Source organism: Piscirickettsia litoralis, from assembly GCF_001720395.1.
GTDB classification, from domain to species: domain Bacteria; phylum Pseudomonadota; class Gammaproteobacteria; order Piscirickettsiales; family Piscirickettsiaceae; genus Piscirickettsia; species Piscirickettsia litoralis.
Genome location: NZ_MDTU01000005.1, coordinates 23,397 through 43,686, shown reverse-complemented (window position 1 = coordinate 43,686; position 20,290 = coordinate 23,397). Strand labels below are relative to the sequence as shown.

The following is a 20,290-nucleotide window of genomic DNA, read 5'->3' as shown; positions in this document are numbered from 1 at the left end:
GAAAGGCTTTTAAAAAGATTAGTGACACTTTTAAAATTACCAAATTTACTTTTTGGTGCACCTTCTTTTATCGAGCTGCGAGGGTTGGTTCTTCGCTCGACTGTGCCGCCTTTTCTTTCTCTTCTGTCAATGCTTGCTCCATCCCCTAAAGCACCTTTTCCGTTTTTAGAAAAAACATTAACCACGCCAGCCTCAATGTTAACAAGGCGAGTTGCCATGTTTTCAAGGCCGCCAGCTTTGCCTTTTCCCAATTTATTAGCAGCCCAGCCTTTAAAAGCACCGCTAAGCTTACTTACTTTCTTATAAGCAAGATAAACAGCACCTAAAAAGGCAGCAACTCCTGTTAACTCTAAAGCAATTTTTTTAAGTTCTGATAAATCTCCGAACCATTTAATTAATGAGCCGGTGATTGATTTTTTGCCGTCAAGATGTCCCTCGATATCATCAATCGCAAAGGCAATCATTTGAAGGGTCGTGAGCAAAAGAAATAACGGGCTGCGTTTTAAAAGGTTAAACGCTTTGGTTGCAATATATAATGCTGTTAGTCCTTTAGCGAGCGTTGTTAGTGTTGGAGCTTCATCGTTGAGCTGCCTTAATAATTTTGCATCGATCTTGATCGTTTTTGAAAGTGTTTGTAATGCAATGTCTAAGCCTTTAAACAATGATGTTAAAAGGTTAATCCCTCCATTGTCTCCAAGCGTATTGAGAAAATGCCACCATGAATCGCTCAGTCTTTTGTATGAGGCTTGTAAGCTTCTTTGATAACCAGTTAATCCTTTTTCGTACTCTTTGAACATTTGGTGAACGTACAGAGGTAAGAATTGAGAGGTTTTAATTAATCCTTGGCGAGCCTCCTTTTCAAATTTTTCAACGCTCATCCCCATTGCTTTTGCACCAAGCTGGGTAACGTTAAACATTTTATTAATCTCAAGACGCTTGAGCATACCTAACTGCAACTTAGGTAAGCCAGCCATATCATTGAGAAGGTCACGCATAATCATATCTTGAAAGTTTTGCGTGAGGTGATGCCCTGCAAATGCTTTCAAGAGGTCTTTATAAATTACGGTGCCTTTGGATGATGAGTAGCCCATGTTCTTCATTTGGAGAAGAAACTGGCCGTAATATTCACTCGTTGTTTTTATGCTCAACCCTAGCTTATAGCTAAAGTTGTACATATCTTTCATTTGTGAAGTGGCTTGACTCATCGAGCCAGAAACATTTTCAAGTTGGTTAGAGGCTGCTTGATACTCAACGACAGTATCATAGACACTTCGGCCCATTTCAAAAATGGCAAACATCCCACCGAAGGTTTTTAGTGTTTCGAGTGATTTATTTAAACCTTCGGCGGCTTGGTGCATTGAGGTTAATGCTGCCGCCTCTTCACGAGTCGCAACGGCCATTCGCTTTAAGGCGTTTTTTGCTTGCTCTGTTTTTTTGTTCATTTCTTCGACTGATTTTTCATCGATTTTGATGGAAAATTTCGCAAAGAAATCCGCGAGCATGCTACCTGTGCTCATTCTGTTGTTCCTCTATGGCTAGCTTTTCGTAGTGGCGTTTTATGTCGAGGTATTCGATGGCATCAAACAGGCGGTCAAGCGTCCATGTTTGATAAATGACTATAGGGTCTAGTTTGTATTCATAGGCGATGTACTGGATGGGGAAGTCGAGGGAAGAGCTGACTTGATCGCGTCTTTTGCTTGAGGAAATAGCCGCGTCAGGATTCCCTCTAAATCGAGCTTTCCCAGCGTATCAACAATATTATGGTTAATGACATGCATCAGTAACTCAATTAAAACGGGTGCGCCTAGTGAGTTAATTGTTTGCTCATCAAGAGCCTTGCCTCTATACGTCACGCCTTTAGAAACATAAAGCAATGCCTTTTTATAAGTTAGTGCGTTTGTAATCGAGTTGATGACCTCAGAAAAATCACTCGCTCCTTTATTCATTACTGCGCCCATAATGTTCATAGCTTCGGTATAGAGTCCATAGCTGAACTCTGTCATAAGTTTATTGATAGAGAAAGATTTACCATCGATCTCAATTTCTTTTGATTCGTATTGTTTAAAAAATTCACTCATCAGTTACGCTCCAACATTAAGGGTTAAATCTGCGACAGCAATTTGCCACTCGATATTGCTTTCATCATCAGAAAAATCAATTTCAGGCCATTCTTGAATATAGGCATGCTCTGCAACGGCAATGGTGAAATTGTTAGGCGATTTAACAAGTATGGGAAAAACGCCATCGCCTGTTGCTTCGTCTGCTAAAGCTAAGGCGCTAAAGGCTTGGTTGATATTGCTTGATTGCTTTAATGTTAAGGTTAGCAAGCCCGTTCTGTCTGAGCTTTTAACGCGTGTTACATCGCCTTTCATGCCCACTTTGCTTTTAAAGGTCGGTGTGTTGCGTTTAATTTTAACGGCTGAGCCATCGGCAAAGCCTGATACAGAAATACCGCCGATAATGACAATGACATCTTCGGCACTATAGGTAAAAAATTCGGCCATTGTTTCTCCTAGACTTGGACATAAAGTGTTTCATCAACTTCGTGAATTGCGCCCGTCATGCGTACAGTTATTTTGATGTTGGTTAGTTTGCGGTTTGCTCGGTCATTCGTGAGTGTGTCGGCGACTTTTGGTACTTCGATGGTGTACTGGTCGATAACGTCAAGGCGCTGTGCTTCTTTTAGAACACTGACACAGGCATTTTCTATCATCGCGATGCCTGCATCGGTAAATGGGATTTTTGGCGTGTTGGCCAGCAATGAAAATTGCTCTTCTTGCAGCCGCGCTTTGAGCCAATCGATGCCGCGAATAATATCAATAAATTCACCATTGGCGACCATGCCGTTAATCGTCAGATTTTTACCTGCGATTGTTTTGTAGTAGTTCGCATATTTTTGATCTAGAGCTGTTTCGGCACTCGATGAAATAGCATCGACACTAGAGCCATTGATTTGCTTATAAGCCCACGTAATCGAGCCAGGTTGTTGTGGTAACTGGCCGCCCATCCATCCGCATTCTGGAAAGGTTGAATCTGCCCCAGCACTCCAAAGACCAAAAGAGCGTTTAGCCGCTTTTGCTTTAAGCTGGCTAAAAGCGTCTGTTGTTTTAGTTGGGTCTTTTGCATCAGGGTCGTTGGTCGAATAACCATAGATTTTAGTCATGGCATTGACGGCATCAGACACCGCGACAATTGAGTCTGCTGTGTGATCATCAGTTGCAACGGCGTACCAGCTATCATCGACCTCAGCAATTGCGTTGATTGTATCAGACCACGTTTTATCTTCTGCATCTTTGCGCCCTATCGCAATTTTAGGAGGGCAAGGTGTTTGTGAGAAGTAAGATTGTGCGGCTAGATAAGCTTTAGAAGTGCTCTCAAAGCCATCAGCGGCCACACTTTTTAAATCAGTATAAAAGCGGATGCGATCTTGCCATGCGCTGTGCGTTGCGATGAAAATCGGCACACCGAAACCGGTTTGTGCGACTGCTCCCGTTTCATCAATCACTGTAATATTAATAATCGAGTTAAGACTCGCCATTATTATCTCCTGTATTAATTGTGTCGTCTGAGATTATTTTTTCTTCTTGGTTTTCAGCAATCAGCTCTAGGCTGTAATCCTCAATGAAGCCCGTTGCGTCGATTTGTACATCTTGTGCGTAGAAATGCACGGTAAATCTGGTTCGTGAGTTGTAATCAGTTGATAAAAACGTTGTTGCATCTTGTAGATGGCCACATTTAAAAAATTTCAGCCCTTGGCCAGCAAGTTTATTTTTCTGGCTGGCCAGTCGAAAAGTTGAGGCCAGTTGCGTTGCTCGTGTTTCTGAATCTGGGCCTAAAGCTTCGATTAAAAATATGAGCTCATACAGTTGTGTGACTTGCACACCTTCATCGCATGGGGATTCATTGGGTTGGCCAACCATTTTTGAATTGTAATAACGCAGTGAGGCGAATTGATCGAGTCTTAGGTTTTTTTGATAGCCAAGTATGAGGGTTTCGTTAGTGTTTTCCTTAAGTGTATTAAGTAGGAAGGTTTGAAGATTATTAACGTTCACTTTCTATGCCAAGCTCCTTGTACAATCTAAATACACAATCCTTTAAACTCTCAACGCTTTGCTTCTCCTCAGCTTTTAATGCTGCTTCACCTTCACACGTTGTTAACAAGTCTTGCACTTGGTAAAGCTGAGCAATGGCTTCTGATAGTATCTTGTGGCTTTTTGGTGATGAAAGTCGGTCAATGCATGCAGATAGTAAGTCAACGATATGAACACCATCGATGCAATACCCACCAACACCTATTTTAAGTTTTTGCGTGTGTTCTGGTGCATCTTTGCAACGAAATAAGTAATTGTGCCCTTGGTTGCTTTTGTAAATCGTGTGGAAGCTTTCGCCTAACGAACTGTGTATTTTTGTTGTATAATCTGCTTTCATTTTTATTGCCTTGTTTTGAGGGTTAAATGGACTTAGTGGTCGAAGAGTCAAATATTGAGCTTTTTCATGAATGTGTTTCAATTATTTTTGCTGAACTGTATAAAAACTTCCCCATTGCTGTTCCTATAAATGCTTTGGTGCTTTTAGGTGTTGAGGACGTTAGGGCGCGCATTATTGAAATAGAACAATGGAAGCAAACAGACCATAAAGAAATGGTTATGTTGGCAACATTAAAGTGGTTACTGAGTGTTGGCTATATACTTTCTAAAAGTGAGCATCTGCATTTCGGCTCTGCTGCAAAAATGGTCTTATCACCAGTTTCACTTGAAGCTTTAAAAGTCAATGTTTTTCCAAATAAAGAGGAAAAGAAAAGTATTGGAGATAAATTGATAAATGCTGTAGCTTCGGGCGGAAAAAAAGCGATGGTTTCATTAAGTTCTGCTGCTTTAAGCACTCTTGCAACTACAGGAACTTCCCAGCTGATAAACCATTTACATCTCTAGTTGCATACAAATAACCTCCCAGTGCGTGCTATAAGGTTTTACATCGACAACATCAAATTGCTTATCATTAAAAAGAACTCGGTCAGCAGGTCGATTTGTGCCGATGTCAGCCCCATAGATTTCTTGTTCTGAAAATATTTCTATCGCTGTCTTTCGATTAAAAGCGGTTGAGTCGTGTTTTAAATGGTCGCTATAAGGCAAGACAACAGCATCAACATTGAAAGTTTTGTCAATTACGTCCTTAACAACGCCGTCGATAATTTCTTGCTCCGGTTTATAGCGTGTGATTGTGATTGTTTTTTTCGGAAGGTATCGCATTAATCTATCCTGTGGCTTACGTTGGCTCTCAAATTTCCTAAATCAATAAGCGGCTTATCTGAGCCTTTTTTAGCAATCGTGCTCGGTGCATTTGCTGCAAAATTCCCGTTGGTTATCGTGGTTTTTATATCGCTGGCCATCTTTTCACCGATAGCGACTAGTTGCCCGTCAAAGGTTCGTGTGCCGCGTATCACTCGCCCTAAACGAATGGCAAGCGACCGCTTATAAAAGCCGTGAGCTTCAAGGGTTTGCTGCATAAAAGGACGCGCCGGAATATTGCGTTCAGGTACACCGAACTCATTGGCTCTTGCAACCGCGGCAATGGTTGGGCTGTTCTCTTTATCGTCGTTTTTCTCACCGCCAAAAAAGCCAACTTTTAAAGCCCGTGTATTTATTGCTCCTTTTAGGGCCTTTTCCAGATTCTTAAGCAATTTATCATTGATTTTAATATCCAGCTTGGCGGTCATTAAACATCCCTCGAATGAATCTGGGTTGATTAATCGTCGAGTCAGAGCGATATTTCACATCATCGGCTTTATTAACTCCACCAGCATAAAAAGCCCCAACGCCAAGGCTAGAGCTTGCACGGCTTCTAATTTTTTCAGCGAGCTTTAAATATTGCTCTGACTTTTGCGAAAGATCATCGCTGACCTTGCCAGCGCTTTGATCTGATTGGCGCGAGAACCTAGCCGCGATACCTTCACAGCATGCCGCCGCCGCTTGCTCTGTGCTTTTGTATTGATCAAGAGTAAAGTTTATTTCTTCATCTTGAAGCAGTTGCTCTTTTTCGCTTGTGTCGCCGATTAAATAACGCACTTGAAAAAGACTTGATGCTTGCAGTTGAGTAACATCATATGACCAACTCATTTTTTACCGCCTTTTTTCTTGTAGTAGTCAATTTTTCCAGCCATAAATAAGCATCTGAGCTGCCTTCGTGTAAGCAGCTCCTTTTTAATTTTCTCACCTCGTTTGTAATGCTTGCCACCAAGTAGCAAGCCAAAAGCAGAAGAGGCGCAAAACTCTAGCGCCTGGTTAAATTCAGAATAATGTTTAAGCATAATTTTAAGATGATCTAATGCAGTTAGTTAAGAGCGCACCCATTTGAGGGCATGTAATTTTATTATCAAACCATGAGCGGATTTCTATAATATCTGAGTCTTTGCCGTTAATGTCTCGGTACTTAAGAACAGCGTGACCTTTTTTAGCCCCTGGTAGTCCTTTCCATTGGAACGTCCGACAAGCTGTTGCCATCGCTGCATTTGTTGAAGGGTTAGCTTTATATTGAAGCAGCATTGAGTTCTGATTGATGAACTTCAAACTCAAATCTGTTTGTTTATTAGCACTTTCAGCCTTGATGTTTTCAGTGGCACTCATCACATTGACTTCATCGATTTCAAGTAATGCGGCAATTGCTTCAGCAGTGACATAAGCTGCACCGCCTTTTGTCGAAGCTCCACTGTATTTTACACGATCGACAATCTCTTCATTGTTTTTAATTTTGGTGAAAACTCTTCGAGGTATTGTTAATGAATTAGGACGAAAACCGCCAGATTTTTCCTCCATATCATCCAAAAGATCATTAATTATTTCAATTGGCTTTGAGTCAGCTTGATCAAATTGTATGAATTGATTGTCTCCGGGTGTTTTTGCTACACCTTGTAGCTCAGTTTCCCAAACTCCGGTTTTGAAATAATAGTCGGCTGCCATCTTTTCTTTAAAAAGAAGCATTTGCATTGTTAAAAAATCAGTATAATCCCGATGAAGTTGAAAAATGCTGTCAGCATTTCGCTTAATCTCATCAGGGATACGAACACGTAGACCATATTGCTCGCATATGTAGCTATTATCCAAGTTGTATGCAATATCTGCTTCTGCCGATAAGTTGCCGGGCGCTCGCTTTTGCATTTGAGAACGATACCAACTTGCTAACTCATAGCTCATATATTTATCTGACATGTGGTTAACTGGCAGAATAGGCGACACATTAGCATGGACATACTTTTGATTTTTATTAACAGCACAAACGCTGGCGGATGTTAAAATGGAACTATAATGGGTATCAGATTCAACTGTTCTCATATATTTACCTTTATATTAGATTTAAAAAATGTTCAGAAACTAAAAGTTATGATGCAGGTTTAGGAATGGCGTAGCCGTTTGGGATAAGCATTACGCCGATAATATCGTTTGTTGTTCCTGCTGAATCAATGGCTTTACCGATTGCCGTATCACCTGCTCCGGCTTGTGCGATTTGACCATTGGCTGAGACTTTTACATAGTTTCCGGCGGTAATTGCTGCACTGGCAATCATTTTTGCAATACCCGTTTGCATCACGTCGCACACTGCACCTTGCCCTGGTTTATTTTGTAGAACACCATCACATAAACCACCAACAGGCGCTAACTCAAACCCTGTTCCTGTGTATGAAACTGCTGCGCCTTGGTTGGCGCTTAAATCTTTGGCGGCTGGAAGCACGCCGATACTGTAGCCTTGTAAAAACATAAAGACTCCGAAAATAAAAATAAATGAAAAAAAAGAGCTAAAGGAGTAAGATTTAATCTAGTTCTGTATATAAGTTGTCATTCATTGAGGCAATAATAGCTTCGTCTTCACTAACACCGCTACCTATAGACTCTTTCACTTTGGCCTGGAACTCCCCCTTTTTTCCTGACAGCTTAGCCTCGCCTGAGTAGCCCTGTGCTTGGAAAAGTCCTTTTTGTTCTGCTTTATAGACATTTGAAGCTAGTTCTAATGCTTGCACTGTGTTTGCGTAGGTGTCAGGGTGATTATCATGTAAGTTCATGAGTGTTTTAGCGTCTATCTCTTGACCGCATGCGCTGAATTCTTTGGCTTTGGCTTCAAAGGTAGCGAGTCTGCGCTCATTTTCACGGTCTTGTAACTGCTTAATCATTGCGCTTTGGTTTTCGATAAGGGCTTTAAAAGAGCTAACATCATCAAGCTTTTCTTCGGTTTTAGGTTTTATATCCGGCTGTTGCATAGAAGCCAAAAAAGCCTTTGTTTCCTCATCATCTTTTAATTCTTCAAGTAGTGCTTTAAATTCTGCAAATTTACCCATAGGTTTTGTTTCCTCTTGTTTAGGTGGATTGAGTAGGGATTGTGGAACATTTTTATATCCGAACTCGTCAGGGTTTATTGAAGCTTGGATGTTAGAGCCTTCTATAATTTCATCAGCAAAACCGAGGTCTATTGCCGCTTTTGCATCTATCCAAGTCTCACGATCTAGCATTTCATCGACTTTTTCTTCGGGCAGGCCAGTTTTCTCGCAATAGCCATTAATCATGCTTTTGCTTAGGCTTCCCAGCGTTTCAGACAATGATTTAAAGTGTTTCGCATTCCCTTGTTTTGTGGTGTAAGGGTGGTGGATCATCAAATAAGCATTCTTCGCCATTTTGGTTTTACTTGCTGACACCGCAAGCAGACTTGCCATTGATGCTGCGACAACCTCAACTGTTGCTACACAACGATCTCCAAGCTCTTTAATGCAATCAACCATTGCAGAGCCTTCCATGACATCGCCGCCTCTGGAATTGATCATTAAATTAACTTTATGATCTTTGGGTATGGATTTTATCTTTTGGATAAAGTCTTTAGCGTTGCCGGATCCGATGTTGCCATAGAGCATGACATCGGTTTGTTTGTTTGATTTGGCGAGGAAGTTGAAGTTTGTACTCATAGATTTTACTCAATTAGAAATATGCCGCGTCGGCGAATGTGTTAATAACATTGAAATTATGATAGAACAGTGGTTTTAAAATTTGAGAGTTCTAACGACTACGAAATGCAAAGATTATATGAAAAAGTTGATGTCGATATATTTGTTCACCATGTTAGAGCAGTTGCTTTGGCTTTATCTAAAGAGGATTTTTCCAGTATAGATCAATATATCGCTGACCTAACAAGACTCTTTTTAAAAGATCCTTTTGCTTTTTGTGCGAGTGAAAGCCTTACAGCAGCATTTAAGAAATCAAACGAAACTCTAGTTTCTAAAAATGAATATATAGAGTTAAGCCACTCGGAAATAAAAATACGAATAATGCATTAAGATACAGGCTTCAAAACAACCGTACACCGACAATTCGGATGTGTCTCAGGCGGATGATAAACCGCCCGACCGTCCCCTGTAGTAAACGGTTGGCCAACTAAAACGGTTTGCTTGTTCATCGGCCTGCAAATAAACTTAGAAACCCTTGAGTCATCGCAGGTAAGCCACTGCTTTTTGCTTTGAGGGCTGATAATTCCCTTGTGTACCATGTCTTGCCACATCGCTTCTCTGCCTGCATGAATAGCAAAACTTGATTCAGTGCGTGCAATCATAAGCGAGCGATAGTTAAGCTTTTTGTTGTATTCGGTAAGAATCATCTTGTCTAAAACATCGGGCTTTATCTCTTTCTCTAGCAAATTATCAATGAATTTATTCATCGCGCCTTGCTGCGGCCGATTTAACCCGACGAGGCTTTTAATCCGCGCTGACATCACCCTGACATGCTCGCCTTCGCTAAATCCTTCACTGACTTGGGCGGCGATTGCCTCTTTTGTATCGTACGATACAAGCGTTACAAGTTCGGCTGTGCGGTCTTTAATAATTTGCTGTACATAGTCATCAAGCATATTAAGCGGCGGTGTTTTCTTTTCTAAATATTCCGGTAAGGCAAACCGCGCATTATCTGCCCCTGCTTTCACTGCGCTTTGCTCCACACTATAGAGAGTGGATAATTCAGCTACTAAATAGCTGTAGCCGACCGCATCAAGTACCTGCTGTAAATCGCCTTTTTTAATGGCCTTATTTAAAGCGCTGGCACTAGTGTGTATATGTGCGGCGGTGACTGCTGATAAGAACGCTTCTTTAAAGCTGGGTTTAGTCTGATCTATCAGTGCATTTGTAGAAAGAGCTTTATTTTCCATCAATTTCTTTTGAGGCTGGCAAATTTAACGATTCTCTCACGGTTTCCTCTAGACTTTCATCGGGCGAGATCACACCAATCGGCACAAGCTGAGATAGCGCAGTCGAAAGCTCAGCGACATCTATATCTTTGACCTCTTCATAGTCCAGTGTTGGCAGTTCTTCGGCAAGATCACCATTTAAATCAAACAAGCGCGGTATTGCATGCGAATTAAACACGCCTTTGATCATATCGAGATAAGCAGAGATACTATCCTTTAATAGCTCGATCTTATTTTCAGCATGGCTTGAAGTTCCAACGGCGGTTTTACCGATTTGCTGGAACTCAGTCATCATGGTTTGAGAAATAGAATAAGCGTAACGATTAATCGGCCCGGATAGATCAACATTGCTAGTGCCCTGGCACGTCATAAGTTCGGCGTTAAATAATTTATTACCATCACGATCATATTGCTGCGGCATGATCAAATAAGATGATTCATTTTGTCTGATGTTCGCACCCAACGTTTGTAAATGGTCAACAACTGCTTTCTGATCCGGTGACGCATCATAGCTCAAATATTCAGGCGGTAGCTCGAATTTCATCAACCCCACAAAATTACGTTCGACTGCAATGGCCTCAAGATTTTCTAGGTTCTTCTTATAAAACCAAGGCTGATAGGCATTTCTAAGGATGCTACGGCCTTCGGGATTACCTTTTTTGCTCGTGGTCCGAAACAATAAAACGCGGTTAATATCGACTTCACACTGCTTGCCAGAGGTCGGTGACATCTGCAAGAAGCCTTGTAACTCTTCGGTGTCTTCGTTAAAAATCCACTCTATTATTGTATCCTGTGAACGTGTTTCTAAGTCGTGCCAGCCAATTTTATTGTCGTTGTATTGTGAGGGTCGTTTTCCTCTACGGCCTTGGCGGACCTTATAGACTGGCTCATGAATACTGAAACCAAAAGGCAAGAAGTCGAGTATTTCACTGATCACCTCAGCCCAGGGCTTGCACAAATCGCCTCTACATTCTTCGAGGAAATTTGCCCTTGCTTCGTCTTGAGCACTAACTCCGGCAGCGATGACTTTCCATTTTACTTTGCGAATCAGAAGCTCAATTGCTAAAAGTGCCGCGCCTACGGTGTCATCGTTATCACGCATCTCCTTATATATAGTAATACCATCGGGAAATTGGAGCTGTGTTAAAAACTCTTCTGTCACTCTGCCGCCGACTTCTCTAAGCCCTGTAAACCCTTGAGGCGCTGGGGGAGTTTGTGGCTTAGCGTCGATTTTGTTAGGTGTCAGGGTGCTTTTTAGCTTGGAGAAAAAATTCATTCTTAATTCCAATAAAGATATTAATTACGTTAAAATACAGACTGAATCATTTATTTCATCGTCAATATCAATTTAATTAAAGGTTTTATTATAGTGAGTCAGAAACAAGATAAGATTTTGAGGTTAGTTAGCGAAACGATAAGTGAGGTTTCTGAGTTTTTATTGGAAAACTCTCAATTAAGGCTTGCATCTCTAGAAACAAAAGATGACAAAGCTTTTTATATGGCATCTGTTTTGCAGACGCTCATTATTTCATGCTTTAAAAGCAGTATGGATGTGTGTGAAGATTTTTTTTCTTGCGAAACAGCACCAGAGATAAAAAACAAGATTTATAAATCTATGTCATCTCAAATTAAGAGTATAGCAAAGCTAAATAGTGCGGATAAACCTAACAAAAAATACATTATAAAAGCTGAATTAAATAATTCAGTTCTACATTGAAGATGACCAATCTTTCATTTGTTCACTTCTTCCAATTTGAAAGAAGTGCCAAATAGGTTTTATCGAGGAGACACTGTATGTGAAGCACTAGGGGTCGGCTCTGTATTATCTGCAGATTTTTTATTAAAGAAAGGCGTAGTAGGGCATTTAAAATCAGCAACCGCACTAGCTAATAATAACGCTCCACCAGCCCCCCCGATAACAACGCCTACTGGTCCCCCGATAGCAACACCAGCAGCAACCACAACTGCAGCTGCACAAACTTTTAATAAAACCTTACTAAATCTTTTCAAACAAAATGGGTTTTGCTCTGCACTTTTCTTGATTTCTTCGATTTCTTTCTTCCTACCTTTTTCAGTATTAATAACTATTGCTTTTATCTCTTCTAAACATTCATCTGCAGCCTGTTTATTTTCTTTATTTTCTTTATCATCTAAGATACAGTTGGCGCATTCAATTTGAGCGCCTCTGCATACTCTCTTAAATTTTTTTCCTTCAGGTTTTGATGTATCAATGTGACTTACTTGGTCATTGTTTGCAACATAACCATCGTACAATTTATACTCTGAATTATTAATTTGCTTAATAAGAAAATCAGAAGACTGTTCAGCTGCGACTGTTAGCATATTGAAGAATCTTTCACAGTCTTCGCAAGTCCTTATTTCTTGATAAATTCTGTCATCAATATCACTTAATGGCGTTACATCATCTGGAAGCCTAGAGTTCGAATCAGAGTCGTCTGGAAAATACTTTCTTTTTAGATTATCCATTACTTTCGGGTTTTTCATATCCCCTTCTGTCAATTTAGATACATCAGTAATAAACTGAAAGTGTTCATGGAAAGAGTAATGTTTAGAAAAGTTATCTAAAAAGAATTTAAAATTCTCATAACTTAAAGCCTCTTTCATTCTTTCAAAATTATTTTCACCAGCCATTGCTTTCATCCCCCAAATTTATGATTCAGTTTTATTGGAAACAATTTAAAAAAAATTAGTAACCGCATTACTTCTGAAAATGATGAAAACTCCAGTTTTAGACGCTCAAAATTGTCAATTTGTCACCAATATTAGGTAAATTTACTGAATTTTGATTTGATAGCACTTTTGGCTGAACCTGTTGATGACTCTCAGGTTCATACCCTTTTATCCCGAAAGACAAATAAGCGGTGAATTCCTTTATATTTCCTTTATAAAGTTACTTTCGATAAGATCCGTTATCGAAAGTAACGCACAAAATATGAGATTTCTTATTATCCCAGAGAACGAGCTGCAGTTGCCACCTTCGCTGAATTACTTTCTAGCGATGCTACTTTTTTAGAAAATTCAGAATTATAGAATGGCAAAAAGCTCTTTGCATCCTTTCTAGTATTAATTCGAGTGCATACTGCAGCAGCACCTAAAGTAACCACATTGATTGCAATAGCACGAACCAACTTAGCCGTAGTTTTGTCTGATTCCAAAGTTCTCTTCACTTCAGGATCAATTTTAAAATTTTTAAAGGCTGAAGTATTGCCTGCTCTGAATTCACTAATTTTACCCTCTGTATATTCTACCACTTTTTCTATCGCTTTTATTTTAGGATCAGAGTCAATAAACATCCTGGCGTTAGTTTTACGGTTCCTTTCCATTTCGGCTTGATGTATTCCTTCAAGATTATTTTTATAATTTTTTAGCTTATTTAAAGAGTCTTCAATATTATTGAGTGCTTCTTTCATTTTTTTATGGCAGGATCCTCTACTGCAGATAACTCTACACTATATGAGCCATCTGTATCTCCATCACTAGTTTTTCCTATTGAAGAAGCATTTGATTCAAATCCGGCCTTGGCCTTGGCCTTGGCCTCGTCCACAGCGGTTTTAATTTTATCGAACAAGTGAGTATCATTTCGTAGATTTGCAAAGAGACTCCTGGACAAGAATTTCCTGAGCTCCAATTCGTTTGTTGTTATAAAAAGATTATCTGGAACCTTTTTTTCTACTTCATTACTTATAACTCCTAGTTCAACTGCATTAAGAAGAATTTCTATCTGCTCATCTGTAAAACTGGAAACACAATCTTCACTAAGAATATCAGGATAAGAATATTTTCTTTCTAATATATGGAGTAATTTTTCTCTCATTTCATTTACATTTGGCATTTACTTAACTCCGTTGTTAACAAAAAACTAACAAAACAATTATTACTTTATATATAATCCACCCACTCCATAACTGTAATACCACTGAAAGTCACTCAAAACCCAAACGGATTCTTCCTATAACTTTTCTCAGCCAAGCTTTTAAAGTTAATCCCACCCAAATCGGGCACATCCATGCTGTCGATCATCAGTTCAGTAAAAGCCCAAACCAACGCATCCAATCGATCTGGCGAATCCGGGTCATCGGGAGTCCAGGTACAAAGCTGATCTTCCAACACAGGAAAACAACCCAGGTGATAGCACTTACCTTGTGTGTATAAATTCGCTATTGGCTCAGCCCTTATCACCTTACCTCTGGTCGCATGCACCTTTTTATAGGAGATATTCTTATCAATCGAGCGCACCATACTTTCCACCAAGTCGCCGCCATTATTTACTTCGGCCACAATAAGATCAGCACTCCATTTCTTATAAAGGTCCACGGCCTTCTGGCACCACTCTAGCGGTGACATCACTTCTGAGGCATCCTCAAGCAGATATCCTTTACCCTCACGGTCAATACCTGCCACAACCAAACCGCACTCGTCACTCTCTTCTGTGGCAGTGACAGAGGGGTCAATCGCAACAACGATACGTTGGAAATATTCAGGCCGTTCATGTGTTCGTTGATTTTCTATGAGGCCATACGTCCACAACGCCCCAGCGCTATCATCCAGTATCTCGGCCTCTAACTCTTGGCGACCTAAGCGCGTCCCTTCGTATTTCTCACGCATTTTCTCAGCAAAGGCAGACGATAGGTTGTTCGAGTTTTCAAAGGTAGAACCCTTACTAATCACCGTTTTAGGGTCTTTCACAAGCTGCTTAATGAGTGGTCTAGGCTTCGGTGTCGTCGTCACTAAAACGCGGTTATTCTCCCCTAAACGGGTACACATTTGCAGCATGTCCCAGGTGTCTTTATCTCGCGCCCAGGCGGCTAATTCATCACACCACGCCCAGTGAAACTGAGGACCACGCAAGCGCTCGGGTTTTTCCGCAGAGAAGCCAGCACAGAGTGCATTGTAATCGGGAAACTTAATTTCAAGCCGACTCTTATTATAATCGAACTTAATCTTGCGAGCTTCGGCACGAACTAAAATACCACTCTCGCCCTCAATCATAGTGGCCCTGACATCTTCTCTAGTGGACCCTACCAGCGCAATTCGTTCAGCCTCATCATTGGTAATGCCATCCAGCACCCACTCGGCACCGGAGCGTGTCTTGCCAAATCCACGACCGGCGAGAATAAACCAGGTATCCCACAAACCATCAGGAGCGAACTGTTTTTCTCGGGCGTTAAATACCCAGCTATTTAAAAAGAACTCGGCTTGCGCTTCGGTCAGTGGCTCTAAAAATCGCCTTCTTAAATCTGGCGATAATGATTTTAAATACTCTAGCCAGCTTTGGCCCGTATTAGGCGGTCTCGTTATCGTCGCTATTTTGCTTGTCATTTTCCTTTGCCTTAAAGAGTTGCTCTGTCAGCTTCTCCATCGCTGTTTGTGGGTTGAGGGTGATTTCGGTTTCTGCCTTCTGAATATACATGCCTTCCATTTTCGCCAAGCAGTCTAAAGCTTTTATCTTGTCTTGGGCTTTGATGCCTGTTTCTTTATCACCTAGTCGGGACACAGAAATAAAGGCGAGGCTCGCTAACTCTTGGCGAATACTGTCATGATCAATGGCATATTTTTTGTTAACCTTTTTGGTTCTTTCGGCGATTTCTTTTTTTATGTCAACTTTTGTCAGCAATTTGTGTGCTTGCTGCCTCGCTCCTTTTTCGCTGTACCCTGCACGAATAGCCGCTTGAGTCGCATTAAGGTCAATTAAATATTCTTCAACAAAACGCTCTTTTTTTGGCGATAATTTACCCATTTTTCATCAAAAATAATCATTTTTTCGTGTTTTTTTGAAATTTCTTGGCGTTTTTTCAAATTTTTTGAGAAAAAACTTCAATAGCCATGTCTAAAGCCGCATTCAGTAAGCGATTGGCCTTACCTAATTTTTGGCAGTGATCGGGATAAAACTCTTTAAGCGCGTCAAACTGTACTTTCAAATCAAACGATAAGTTGAGCATATTATTTTTTACTTTTTGTTCTGCTGAGAGTTCCATTAGTTATATCCACTTTCTAAATCTAAAATATATCTGCCGAGCTTCACGCTGTCGGCTCTGTCAAAACAAACACCGCCGCTACTGTTTCCTATCGGCTGTAGCATTGGCTTGACTGGTTTCAATGGCATTGTACTTGTCACGGGGCTGCATCCCACGATTAAAATGCTTGCTCCACCAACTAAGAGTATCTTTTTGAAGGTCGTCATATTCCGCTTGTTCCTTCTTTCTATCCTGTTCTAACTTTTGCCGTCGCAGCATAGCAAAAAAGAATACAAATACTTTTCCGACAATCTGAATCAAAAATTTAATAAATGAAGCACTCATCTATTTTCCTATTTACGAGCAAAATAACTCTTAACAATATTCGATATAAGCTGCATCGACTCAGCGCCCATATAGCCCGACAATCCGATCAAGCCTGCGGTCATTGCATCGTTCAAATTAATTGCCGCACAAAAATAATGCGTTATAACGCCAGCGAAGGCAGAGCAAAGCAAGCGAGCAATAAAATCGATTGCCGCAAATTTCTCTTTCGTTTCGCTTAAATATTTAATGTAATGAGCAATTGCGCCGAACCAGCACAGAACCAACAGACCAAACCACTTTAAGATATGGTCATTATCAATCATAATTTTTTAAATGGGCTAATCCGCCCCCTAAAAACTTCAGCTAAAAAACAAAAGACCCAGGTTGCACACAAGCGATATACTGCTACATACAATCACTACAGCACTGGAAAATATCATTTTTCTTTGAAATTTATCTATTTCCTCATCAATATACACGTTTACTCCTTGAATAAATTTTAGGCATAAAAAAACCAGCTCTGAATGGCTGGTCTTCTTTGAAGTGCAGTATGTCTATACTATCAATTTAGGCTCTAAATTTAACGCAAAAATTAGCCCTTTGCAAATCTTTTTTTCCACCCCCTAAATATTAATGACACTTTATACTCTGCAATGAGTCCCTCAACCTCAGATATACCTTGCCATAACGCTCTTTATGTTTAATTTTGAAAGTTGGACCTGCTACCTCTAAAAACTCTGCTCTCTCTTTATCTAACATCCGACCATAACCAGTACCATTACACGCACTACACTCACGATCATAATTCATTGCAATAAGCTTAGGTTTCTTCTCTACACTTGGTTTACCTTCTATCCATCCCTGAACCTTTCGCAATATCTCTCCACTCGTCACACTGTATTTACTAGCTAAATGTTTAACCTTCTTGCCATAGGAAACTAAATCACCGCTTAGCTTATCGTTATGTGCGTATTTCTTATACTCAATTTCAATAGCACGCCACAGCTCATCCGCTTCTTTTACTTTAGCGATTTTCCTAACCTTGTATTGACTCGGCACAACTCCTCTCCCTTCACACTTCTTACACATATCACTTAAACACACTTCCTGAATCGCCAGTGCTGCGTACTTCCTAGCGGTTTCTTCCCTAAGATTGAACATTTTGTGAATAGCAGACAATAACCGCCTTTTTAACTCTGGAATATAGCGATGCTCATTCAAATACCTCACTTGAAACGCCAGCGATGCCATGCGCTCAGCAAATGCCAGTGATGCGCCAATCTCGGGGCGAGTAATTCCATTGTGCGCCTTGTGAAAAGGCATACCATCTAACTTACTAGTTTTCTCATAAAATGCTGTTACTACTGTCTCTGCTTTCATTGCTTACCGCCCTTTGATAATATTCTTAACTTAACTGTATTCACACGGACAATTTTATGGACGAAGTCTTTTATCATTCCTCTCCTACTCCACTGGAAATTGGCAGCACCATACTTCCCGGCAATTATGGAAACATCATCCAGCATCACGGCAGAAACCACCCACTGTTTGAACGTGAAATGCTGCTCGAAGAAATTAGAAAAATTAACTATCCTGAGAAACCAAGTAGGCTTAACTGCTGCTTCCTTTGTAGAACAATACCAGAAATGCTTCTGTATCTCCGACTCAATTGTTTTGATCAATATCAATACATTTATGAAGCCGCAATATGCCAAACAGATAAAGAACTTCACATCGGTAATTACTGTTGTCTCCCACCAACTAAAGACAGTCCACCTGTTGCTGGAAAGGAGCCTAAACAGCTTGCTATTGATTATTGGGAGCATAATGACTTTTCTCAAAAGATGCATGTTCCTCAATACCCTGGCGTGCCACTGTTTGAGGTTGTAACCGCTTCTCCAATTCGGCTTGTATCTTCTGGCACTCCTTTTCATTCTGGTAATATTCCTTTCCAAAATCCGTTCCTACAACCAGAGTAGAACCTAAAGTATCAAGCTTAATGGTGAAGTCTTCACGGCAAGATAAGCACGAGAAAAAATCAACATCAAAAAACAATGACAAAGCAAAAAGCTCTTTAAGCGGCAACTCACCATTGAAGCTGCCCTCAACCTCGCCAATAGAGCAATCAATTTCAAAGCTATCTTCTTTGTAAGTTAATTTTAATTTGCTATTGCAGTGGGGGCATGTAATTTTCTGACTTTCAATAAACTCTATTGCCTGAGGTGAGGTTGGAATAAACCTGACTCTAGAATAACCAACTTCCACAACAATTGGCTGAGGCTCATGCTCTGGAAACATACCAGAACTCGGATAAGTAATAAATTTTTTCATATGCAGCGACCTTCTTCATTTATCAAACTATCTCTGTTAAGATAAAATTCATAAATCGCGGTACTTCCTAACTATCACGATGTTTGCACTGATCAACTAAGAGTCTTCCTTCAAGTAGGCTCTTTTTTTTGCTCTTAAATCCTTCTTCGCACACAATCCTAAACACCTAGTTTTCGACCTTTAAAAAAACAAACATCAAAGACAATGGTATATTTCATCTATTGTAGCGCATTGCCTTTAACTTATCGGTTTTCCTTGCTTCTGATTCGATATGAAACTTTTCTAAAAAATTATCACTCCATGCGGGCTGACTTTTACCCATTCTTGCCGCACGTGCCGCGCTTCTAATCGCTCCGGTCGCCTTGATTTTCTTATTCATAATCACCACCTCGCCATTGCCACAAAATCGTTAATATTCCGATATTTCCCCATATAGAGCTTATCGCTGTCATCTACACGAACGCCTCGCCTTTTAACATCTGCTTTTCTAGTCGGCAGCACTGGCAAATCATTTGAAAACAAAAACGCTGACACACCATAAATGCCAATCTCCCAACGCTCTGCAAGCTCTTCTAATGAAAGACTGTCTTTATTCTTAAGCACATAATTAATACGCGCTTTACTGCGCTCTTCAATAAAAAATGATGGACTGTTTTCTTTTTTGCCCTTAAAACGTTTTCTACTTTCACCCTGATAACACCCACCAGTTGAAACTCGCGGTAAATTATTTCTCTTAATAAAGCGGTAAACATTAAAAGGCTTCACTCCCCACATCTCGGCTAAACCCGTCAACGTTAAAGAGTCGTAATTCTCAGAAATAAACTTGATCCGCTTTAATCGCTCTTCTTTTTTCAGCCCTGACATTTTTGCCTCCCCTTAGACACAACCAGAACACCTTCGTTAATATTTCGCTCTTGCGTCTTAGAGACACAATACAGAAACTCTTCACTTAAACTGACTTTGCTTTCTTGGCTACCATTACAGCCCTGGTACTGATCAAAATAATTGTGACACCGCATGCACAAGTCAGCGCCATGAATGTCATGGCATTTTGTCGCCGTTCCTTTTCCAAAAGCCTGCTGTCTTAATCCGGTATAATGTGCATAGACAGTAGAGCCATCGTTATTCCCACATCGAATACATGGCCGCCCTCTGGATGCTTCTCTAAGCTCTTTTGATCTAAATGGCTTTAATTTTTGAAATGGTGCTGATATTGGGTTAAGCCTCATCACAAACCCCCACCAAAACTACACCCTGGCGACTTATTTCTGTGCATGGCTCTAAGCCTAGCGTCTTCGTAATTTTATGATGATCACTGAGATTAATTGATATACTGCTAATGTCTTGATTAAAACCATCAAGATAATTATCAACTGCTCTAATAACGTTTTTACCTCTTTCGTCTAAAGCATCGATTGATTCTATTTCTACCCCTGGCATCTTCC

Annotated in this window: 32 protein-coding genes; 3 read left to right on the top strand and 29 right to left on the bottom strand. The window is 40.4% G+C overall.

The window, feature by feature from the left end; all coding sequences use genetic code 11:
• The 6 genes from BGC07_RS17660 to BGC07_RS17635 all read right to left on the bottom strand — a co-directional run.
• A partial coding sequence (locus BGC07_RS17660) for a tape measure protein (RefSeq protein WP_158007015.1) occupies positions 1-1,517 on the bottom strand: 1,517 nt, incomplete at its 3' end.
• A 108-nt stretch (positions 1,518-1,625) separates the two neighbouring features.
• Entirely contained in the window at positions 1,626-2,078 is a 453-nt protein-coding gene (locus BGC07_RS17655) for a hypothetical protein (protein WP_069314380.1), read from the bottom strand.
• 3 nt (positions 2,079-2,081) lie between these two features.
• Entirely contained in the window at positions 2,082-2,504 is a 423-nt protein-coding gene (locus tag BGC07_RS17650) for a phage structural protein (protein ID WP_069314379.1), read from the bottom strand.
• Positions 2,505-2,512: 8 nt separating this feature from the next.
• Complete coding sequence (locus BGC07_RS17645; RefSeq protein WP_069314378.1) at positions 2,513-3,538, bottom strand: DUF3383 family protein; 1,026 nt, start codon at positions 3,536-3,538, stop codon at positions 2,513-2,515.
• Positions 3,525-4,052: a phage neck terminator protein gene (locus BGC07_RS17640; protein ID WP_069314377.1), complete on the bottom strand. Its 528-nt coding sequence runs from the start codon at positions 4,050-4,052 to the stop codon at positions 3,525-3,527. Before BGC07_RS17640 ends, BGC07_RS17645 begins: the two co-directional genes overlap by 14 nt.
• Positions 4,042-4,428: a hypothetical protein gene (locus BGC07_RS17635; RefSeq protein WP_069314376.1), complete on the bottom strand. Its 387-nt coding sequence runs from the start codon at positions 4,426-4,428 to the stop codon at positions 4,042-4,044. Before BGC07_RS17635 ends, BGC07_RS17640 begins: the two co-directional genes overlap by 11 nt.
• A gap of 26 nt (positions 4,429-4,454) precedes the next feature.
• Here BGC07_RS17635 and BGC07_RS17630 point away from each other — a divergent pair, with 26 nt between their 5' ends.
• Positions 4,455-4,931, top strand: a complete 477-nt coding sequence (locus tag BGC07_RS17630; protein ID WP_069314375.1) for a hypothetical protein — start codon at positions 4,455-4,457, stop codon at positions 4,929-4,931.
• Here BGC07_RS17630 and BGC07_RS17625 read toward each other — a convergent pair.
• From BGC07_RS17625 to BGC07_RS17595, 6 genes are all read right to left on the bottom strand, one after another.
• A complete protein-coding gene (locus BGC07_RS17625) occupies positions 4,920-5,249 on the bottom strand; it encodes a hypothetical protein (RefSeq protein WP_069314374.1) in 330 nt (109 codons plus the stop codon). The genes BGC07_RS17630 and BGC07_RS17625 overlap by 12 nt on opposite strands.
• Positions 5,249-5,716 (bottom strand): hypothetical protein, encoded by a 468-nt coding sequence (locus tag BGC07_RS17620; RefSeq protein ID WP_069314373.1) that lies wholly within the window; start codon positions 5,714-5,716, stop codon positions 5,249-5,251. Before BGC07_RS17620 ends, BGC07_RS17625 begins: the two co-directional genes overlap by 1 nt.
• Positions 5,694-6,116: a hypothetical protein gene (locus BGC07_RS17615; protein WP_069314372.1), complete on the bottom strand. Its 423-nt coding sequence runs from the start codon at positions 6,114-6,116 to the stop codon at positions 5,694-5,696. The genes BGC07_RS17620 and BGC07_RS17615 overlap by 23 nt, the downstream gene beginning before the upstream one ends.
• Before the next feature lie 195 nt (positions 6,117-6,311).
• Entirely contained in the window at positions 6,312-7,328 is a 1,017-nt protein-coding gene (locus BGC07_RS17605; protein WP_069314370.1) for a hypothetical protein, read from the bottom strand.
• A 46-nt stretch (positions 7,329-7,374) separates the two neighbouring features.
• Positions 7,375-7,752, bottom strand: coding sequence for a hypothetical protein (locus BGC07_RS17600; protein WP_069314369.1), 378 nt, complete (start codon positions 7,750-7,752; stop codon positions 7,375-7,377).
• A gap of 52 nt (positions 7,753-7,804) precedes the next feature.
• A complete protein-coding gene (locus tag BGC07_RS17595; protein WP_077217047.1) occupies positions 7,805-8,944 on the bottom strand; it encodes a head maturation protease, ClpP-related in 1,140 nt (379 codons plus the stop codon).
• A gap of 105 nt (positions 8,945-9,049) precedes the next feature.
• Between BGC07_RS17595 and BGC07_RS17590 the strand changes: the two genes are divergently transcribed.
• Positions 9,050-9,313 (top strand): hypothetical protein, encoded by a 264-nt coding sequence (locus BGC07_RS17590; protein ID WP_069314367.1) that lies wholly within the window; start codon positions 9,050-9,052, stop codon positions 9,311-9,313.
• Here BGC07_RS17590 and BGC07_RS17585 read toward each other — a convergent pair.
• Positions 9,310-10,173, bottom strand: coding sequence for a phage minor head protein (locus tag BGC07_RS17585; RefSeq protein WP_069314366.1), 864 nt, complete (start codon positions 10,171-10,173; stop codon positions 9,310-9,312). The two genes, BGC07_RS17590 and BGC07_RS17585, sit on opposite strands and share 4 nt — an antisense overlap.
• The gene (locus BGC07_RS17580; RefSeq protein ID WP_069314365.1) at positions 10,163-11,488 is read right to left on the bottom strand and encodes a phage portal protein family protein; all 1,326 of its coding nucleotides are present in this window, start codon (positions 11,486-11,488) and stop codon (positions 10,163-10,165) included. Before BGC07_RS17580 ends, BGC07_RS17585 begins: the two co-directional genes overlap by 11 nt.
• Positions 11,489-11,581: 93 nt before the next feature.
• Between BGC07_RS17580 and BGC07_RS17575 the strand changes: the two genes are divergently transcribed.
• Positions 11,582-11,929: a hypothetical protein gene (locus BGC07_RS17575; RefSeq protein ID WP_069314364.1), complete on the top strand. Its 348-nt coding sequence runs from the start codon at positions 11,582-11,584 to the stop codon at positions 11,927-11,929.
• A 59-nt stretch (positions 11,930-11,988) separates the two neighbouring features.
• On the opposite strand, the gene BGC07_RS17570 is transcribed toward BGC07_RS17575, so the two are convergent.
• The 15 genes from BGC07_RS17570 to BGC07_RS17505 all read right to left on the bottom strand — a co-directional run bounded on the left by BGC07_RS17570 (position 11,989) and on the right by BGC07_RS17505 (position 20,285).
• A complete protein-coding gene (locus BGC07_RS17570; RefSeq protein WP_158007014.1) occupies positions 11,989-12,864 on the bottom strand; it encodes a hypothetical protein in 876 nt (291 codons plus the stop codon).
• Positions 12,865-13,178: 314 nt separating this feature from the next.
• Positions 13,179-13,643, bottom strand: a complete 465-nt coding sequence (locus BGC07_RS17565) for a hypothetical protein (RefSeq protein ID WP_069314362.1) — start codon at positions 13,641-13,643, stop codon at positions 13,179-13,181.
• On the bottom strand, positions 13,640-14,065 hold the full coding sequence (locus tag BGC07_RS17560; protein ID WP_069314361.1) for a hypothetical protein: 426 nt from the start codon (positions 14,063-14,065) through the stop codon (positions 13,640-13,642). The genes BGC07_RS17565 and BGC07_RS17560 overlap by 4 nt, the downstream gene beginning before the upstream one ends.
• Positions 14,066-14,160: 95 nt before the next feature.
• Positions 14,161-15,552 carry a DNA-packaging protein gene (locus tag BGC07_RS17555; protein ID WP_069314360.1) on the bottom strand — a complete coding sequence of 464 codons (1,392 nt, stop codon included), beginning with the start codon at positions 15,550-15,552 and terminating at the stop codon, positions 14,161-14,163.
• On the bottom strand, positions 15,515-15,970 hold the full coding sequence (locus BGC07_RS17550) for a terminase small subunit (RefSeq protein ID WP_069314359.1): 456 nt from the start codon (positions 15,968-15,970) through the stop codon (positions 15,515-15,517). The genes BGC07_RS17555 and BGC07_RS17550 overlap by 38 nt, the downstream gene beginning before the upstream one ends.
• Positions 15,971-16,025: 55 nt before the next feature.
• Positions 16,026-16,208 (bottom strand): hypothetical protein, encoded by a 183-nt coding sequence (locus tag BGC07_RS17545; protein WP_069314358.1) that lies wholly within the window; start codon positions 16,206-16,208, stop codon positions 16,026-16,028.
• 78 nt (positions 16,209-16,286) lie between these two features.
• On the bottom strand, positions 16,287-16,532 hold the full coding sequence (locus BGC07_RS17540) for a hypothetical protein (protein ID WP_069314357.1): 246 nt from the start codon (positions 16,530-16,532) through the stop codon (positions 16,287-16,289).
• Positions 16,533-16,540: 8 nt separating this feature from the next.
• Positions 16,541-16,837, bottom strand: coding sequence for a phage holin family protein (locus BGC07_RS17535; protein WP_069314077.1), 297 nt, complete (start codon positions 16,835-16,837; stop codon positions 16,541-16,543).
• A 307-nt stretch (positions 16,838-17,144) separates the two neighbouring features.
• A complete protein-coding gene (locus BGC07_RS17530; RefSeq protein ID WP_069314356.1) occupies positions 17,145-17,894 on the bottom strand; it encodes a hypothetical protein in 750 nt (249 codons plus the stop codon).
• A complete protein-coding gene (locus tag BGC07_RS22810; RefSeq protein ID WP_235603484.1) occupies positions 17,891-18,355 on the bottom strand; it encodes a hypothetical protein in 465 nt (154 codons plus the stop codon). The genes BGC07_RS17530 and BGC07_RS22810 overlap by 4 nt, the downstream gene beginning before the upstream one ends.
• A complete protein-coding gene (locus BGC07_RS22805) occupies positions 18,321-18,845 on the bottom strand; it encodes a hypothetical protein (RefSeq protein WP_069314354.1) in 525 nt (174 codons plus the stop codon). Before BGC07_RS22805 ends, BGC07_RS22810 begins: the two co-directional genes overlap by 35 nt.
• Positions 18,846-19,059: 214 nt before the next feature.
• The gene (locus tag BGC07_RS20950; RefSeq protein ID WP_158007013.1) at positions 19,060-19,224 is read right to left on the bottom strand and encodes a hypothetical protein; all 165 of its coding nucleotides are present in this window, start codon (positions 19,222-19,224) and stop codon (positions 19,060-19,062) included.
• A 2-nt stretch (positions 19,225-19,226) separates the two neighbouring features.
• Positions 19,227-19,709, bottom strand: a complete 483-nt coding sequence (locus BGC07_RS17515; RefSeq protein WP_069314353.1) for a hypothetical protein — start codon at positions 19,707-19,709, stop codon at positions 19,227-19,229.
• Positions 19,697-20,074, bottom strand: a complete 378-nt coding sequence (locus tag BGC07_RS17510) for a hypothetical protein (RefSeq protein ID WP_069314352.1) — start codon at positions 20,072-20,074, stop codon at positions 19,697-19,699. The genes BGC07_RS17515 and BGC07_RS17510 overlap by 13 nt, the downstream gene beginning before the upstream one ends.
• Positions 20,064-20,285 carry a hypothetical protein gene (locus tag BGC07_RS17505; RefSeq protein WP_069314351.1) on the bottom strand — a complete coding sequence of 74 codons (222 nt, stop codon included), beginning with the start codon at positions 20,283-20,285 and terminating at the stop codon, positions 20,064-20,066. Before BGC07_RS17505 ends, BGC07_RS17510 begins: the two co-directional genes overlap by 11 nt.
• Positions 20,286-20,290 lie beyond the last annotated feature (5 nt).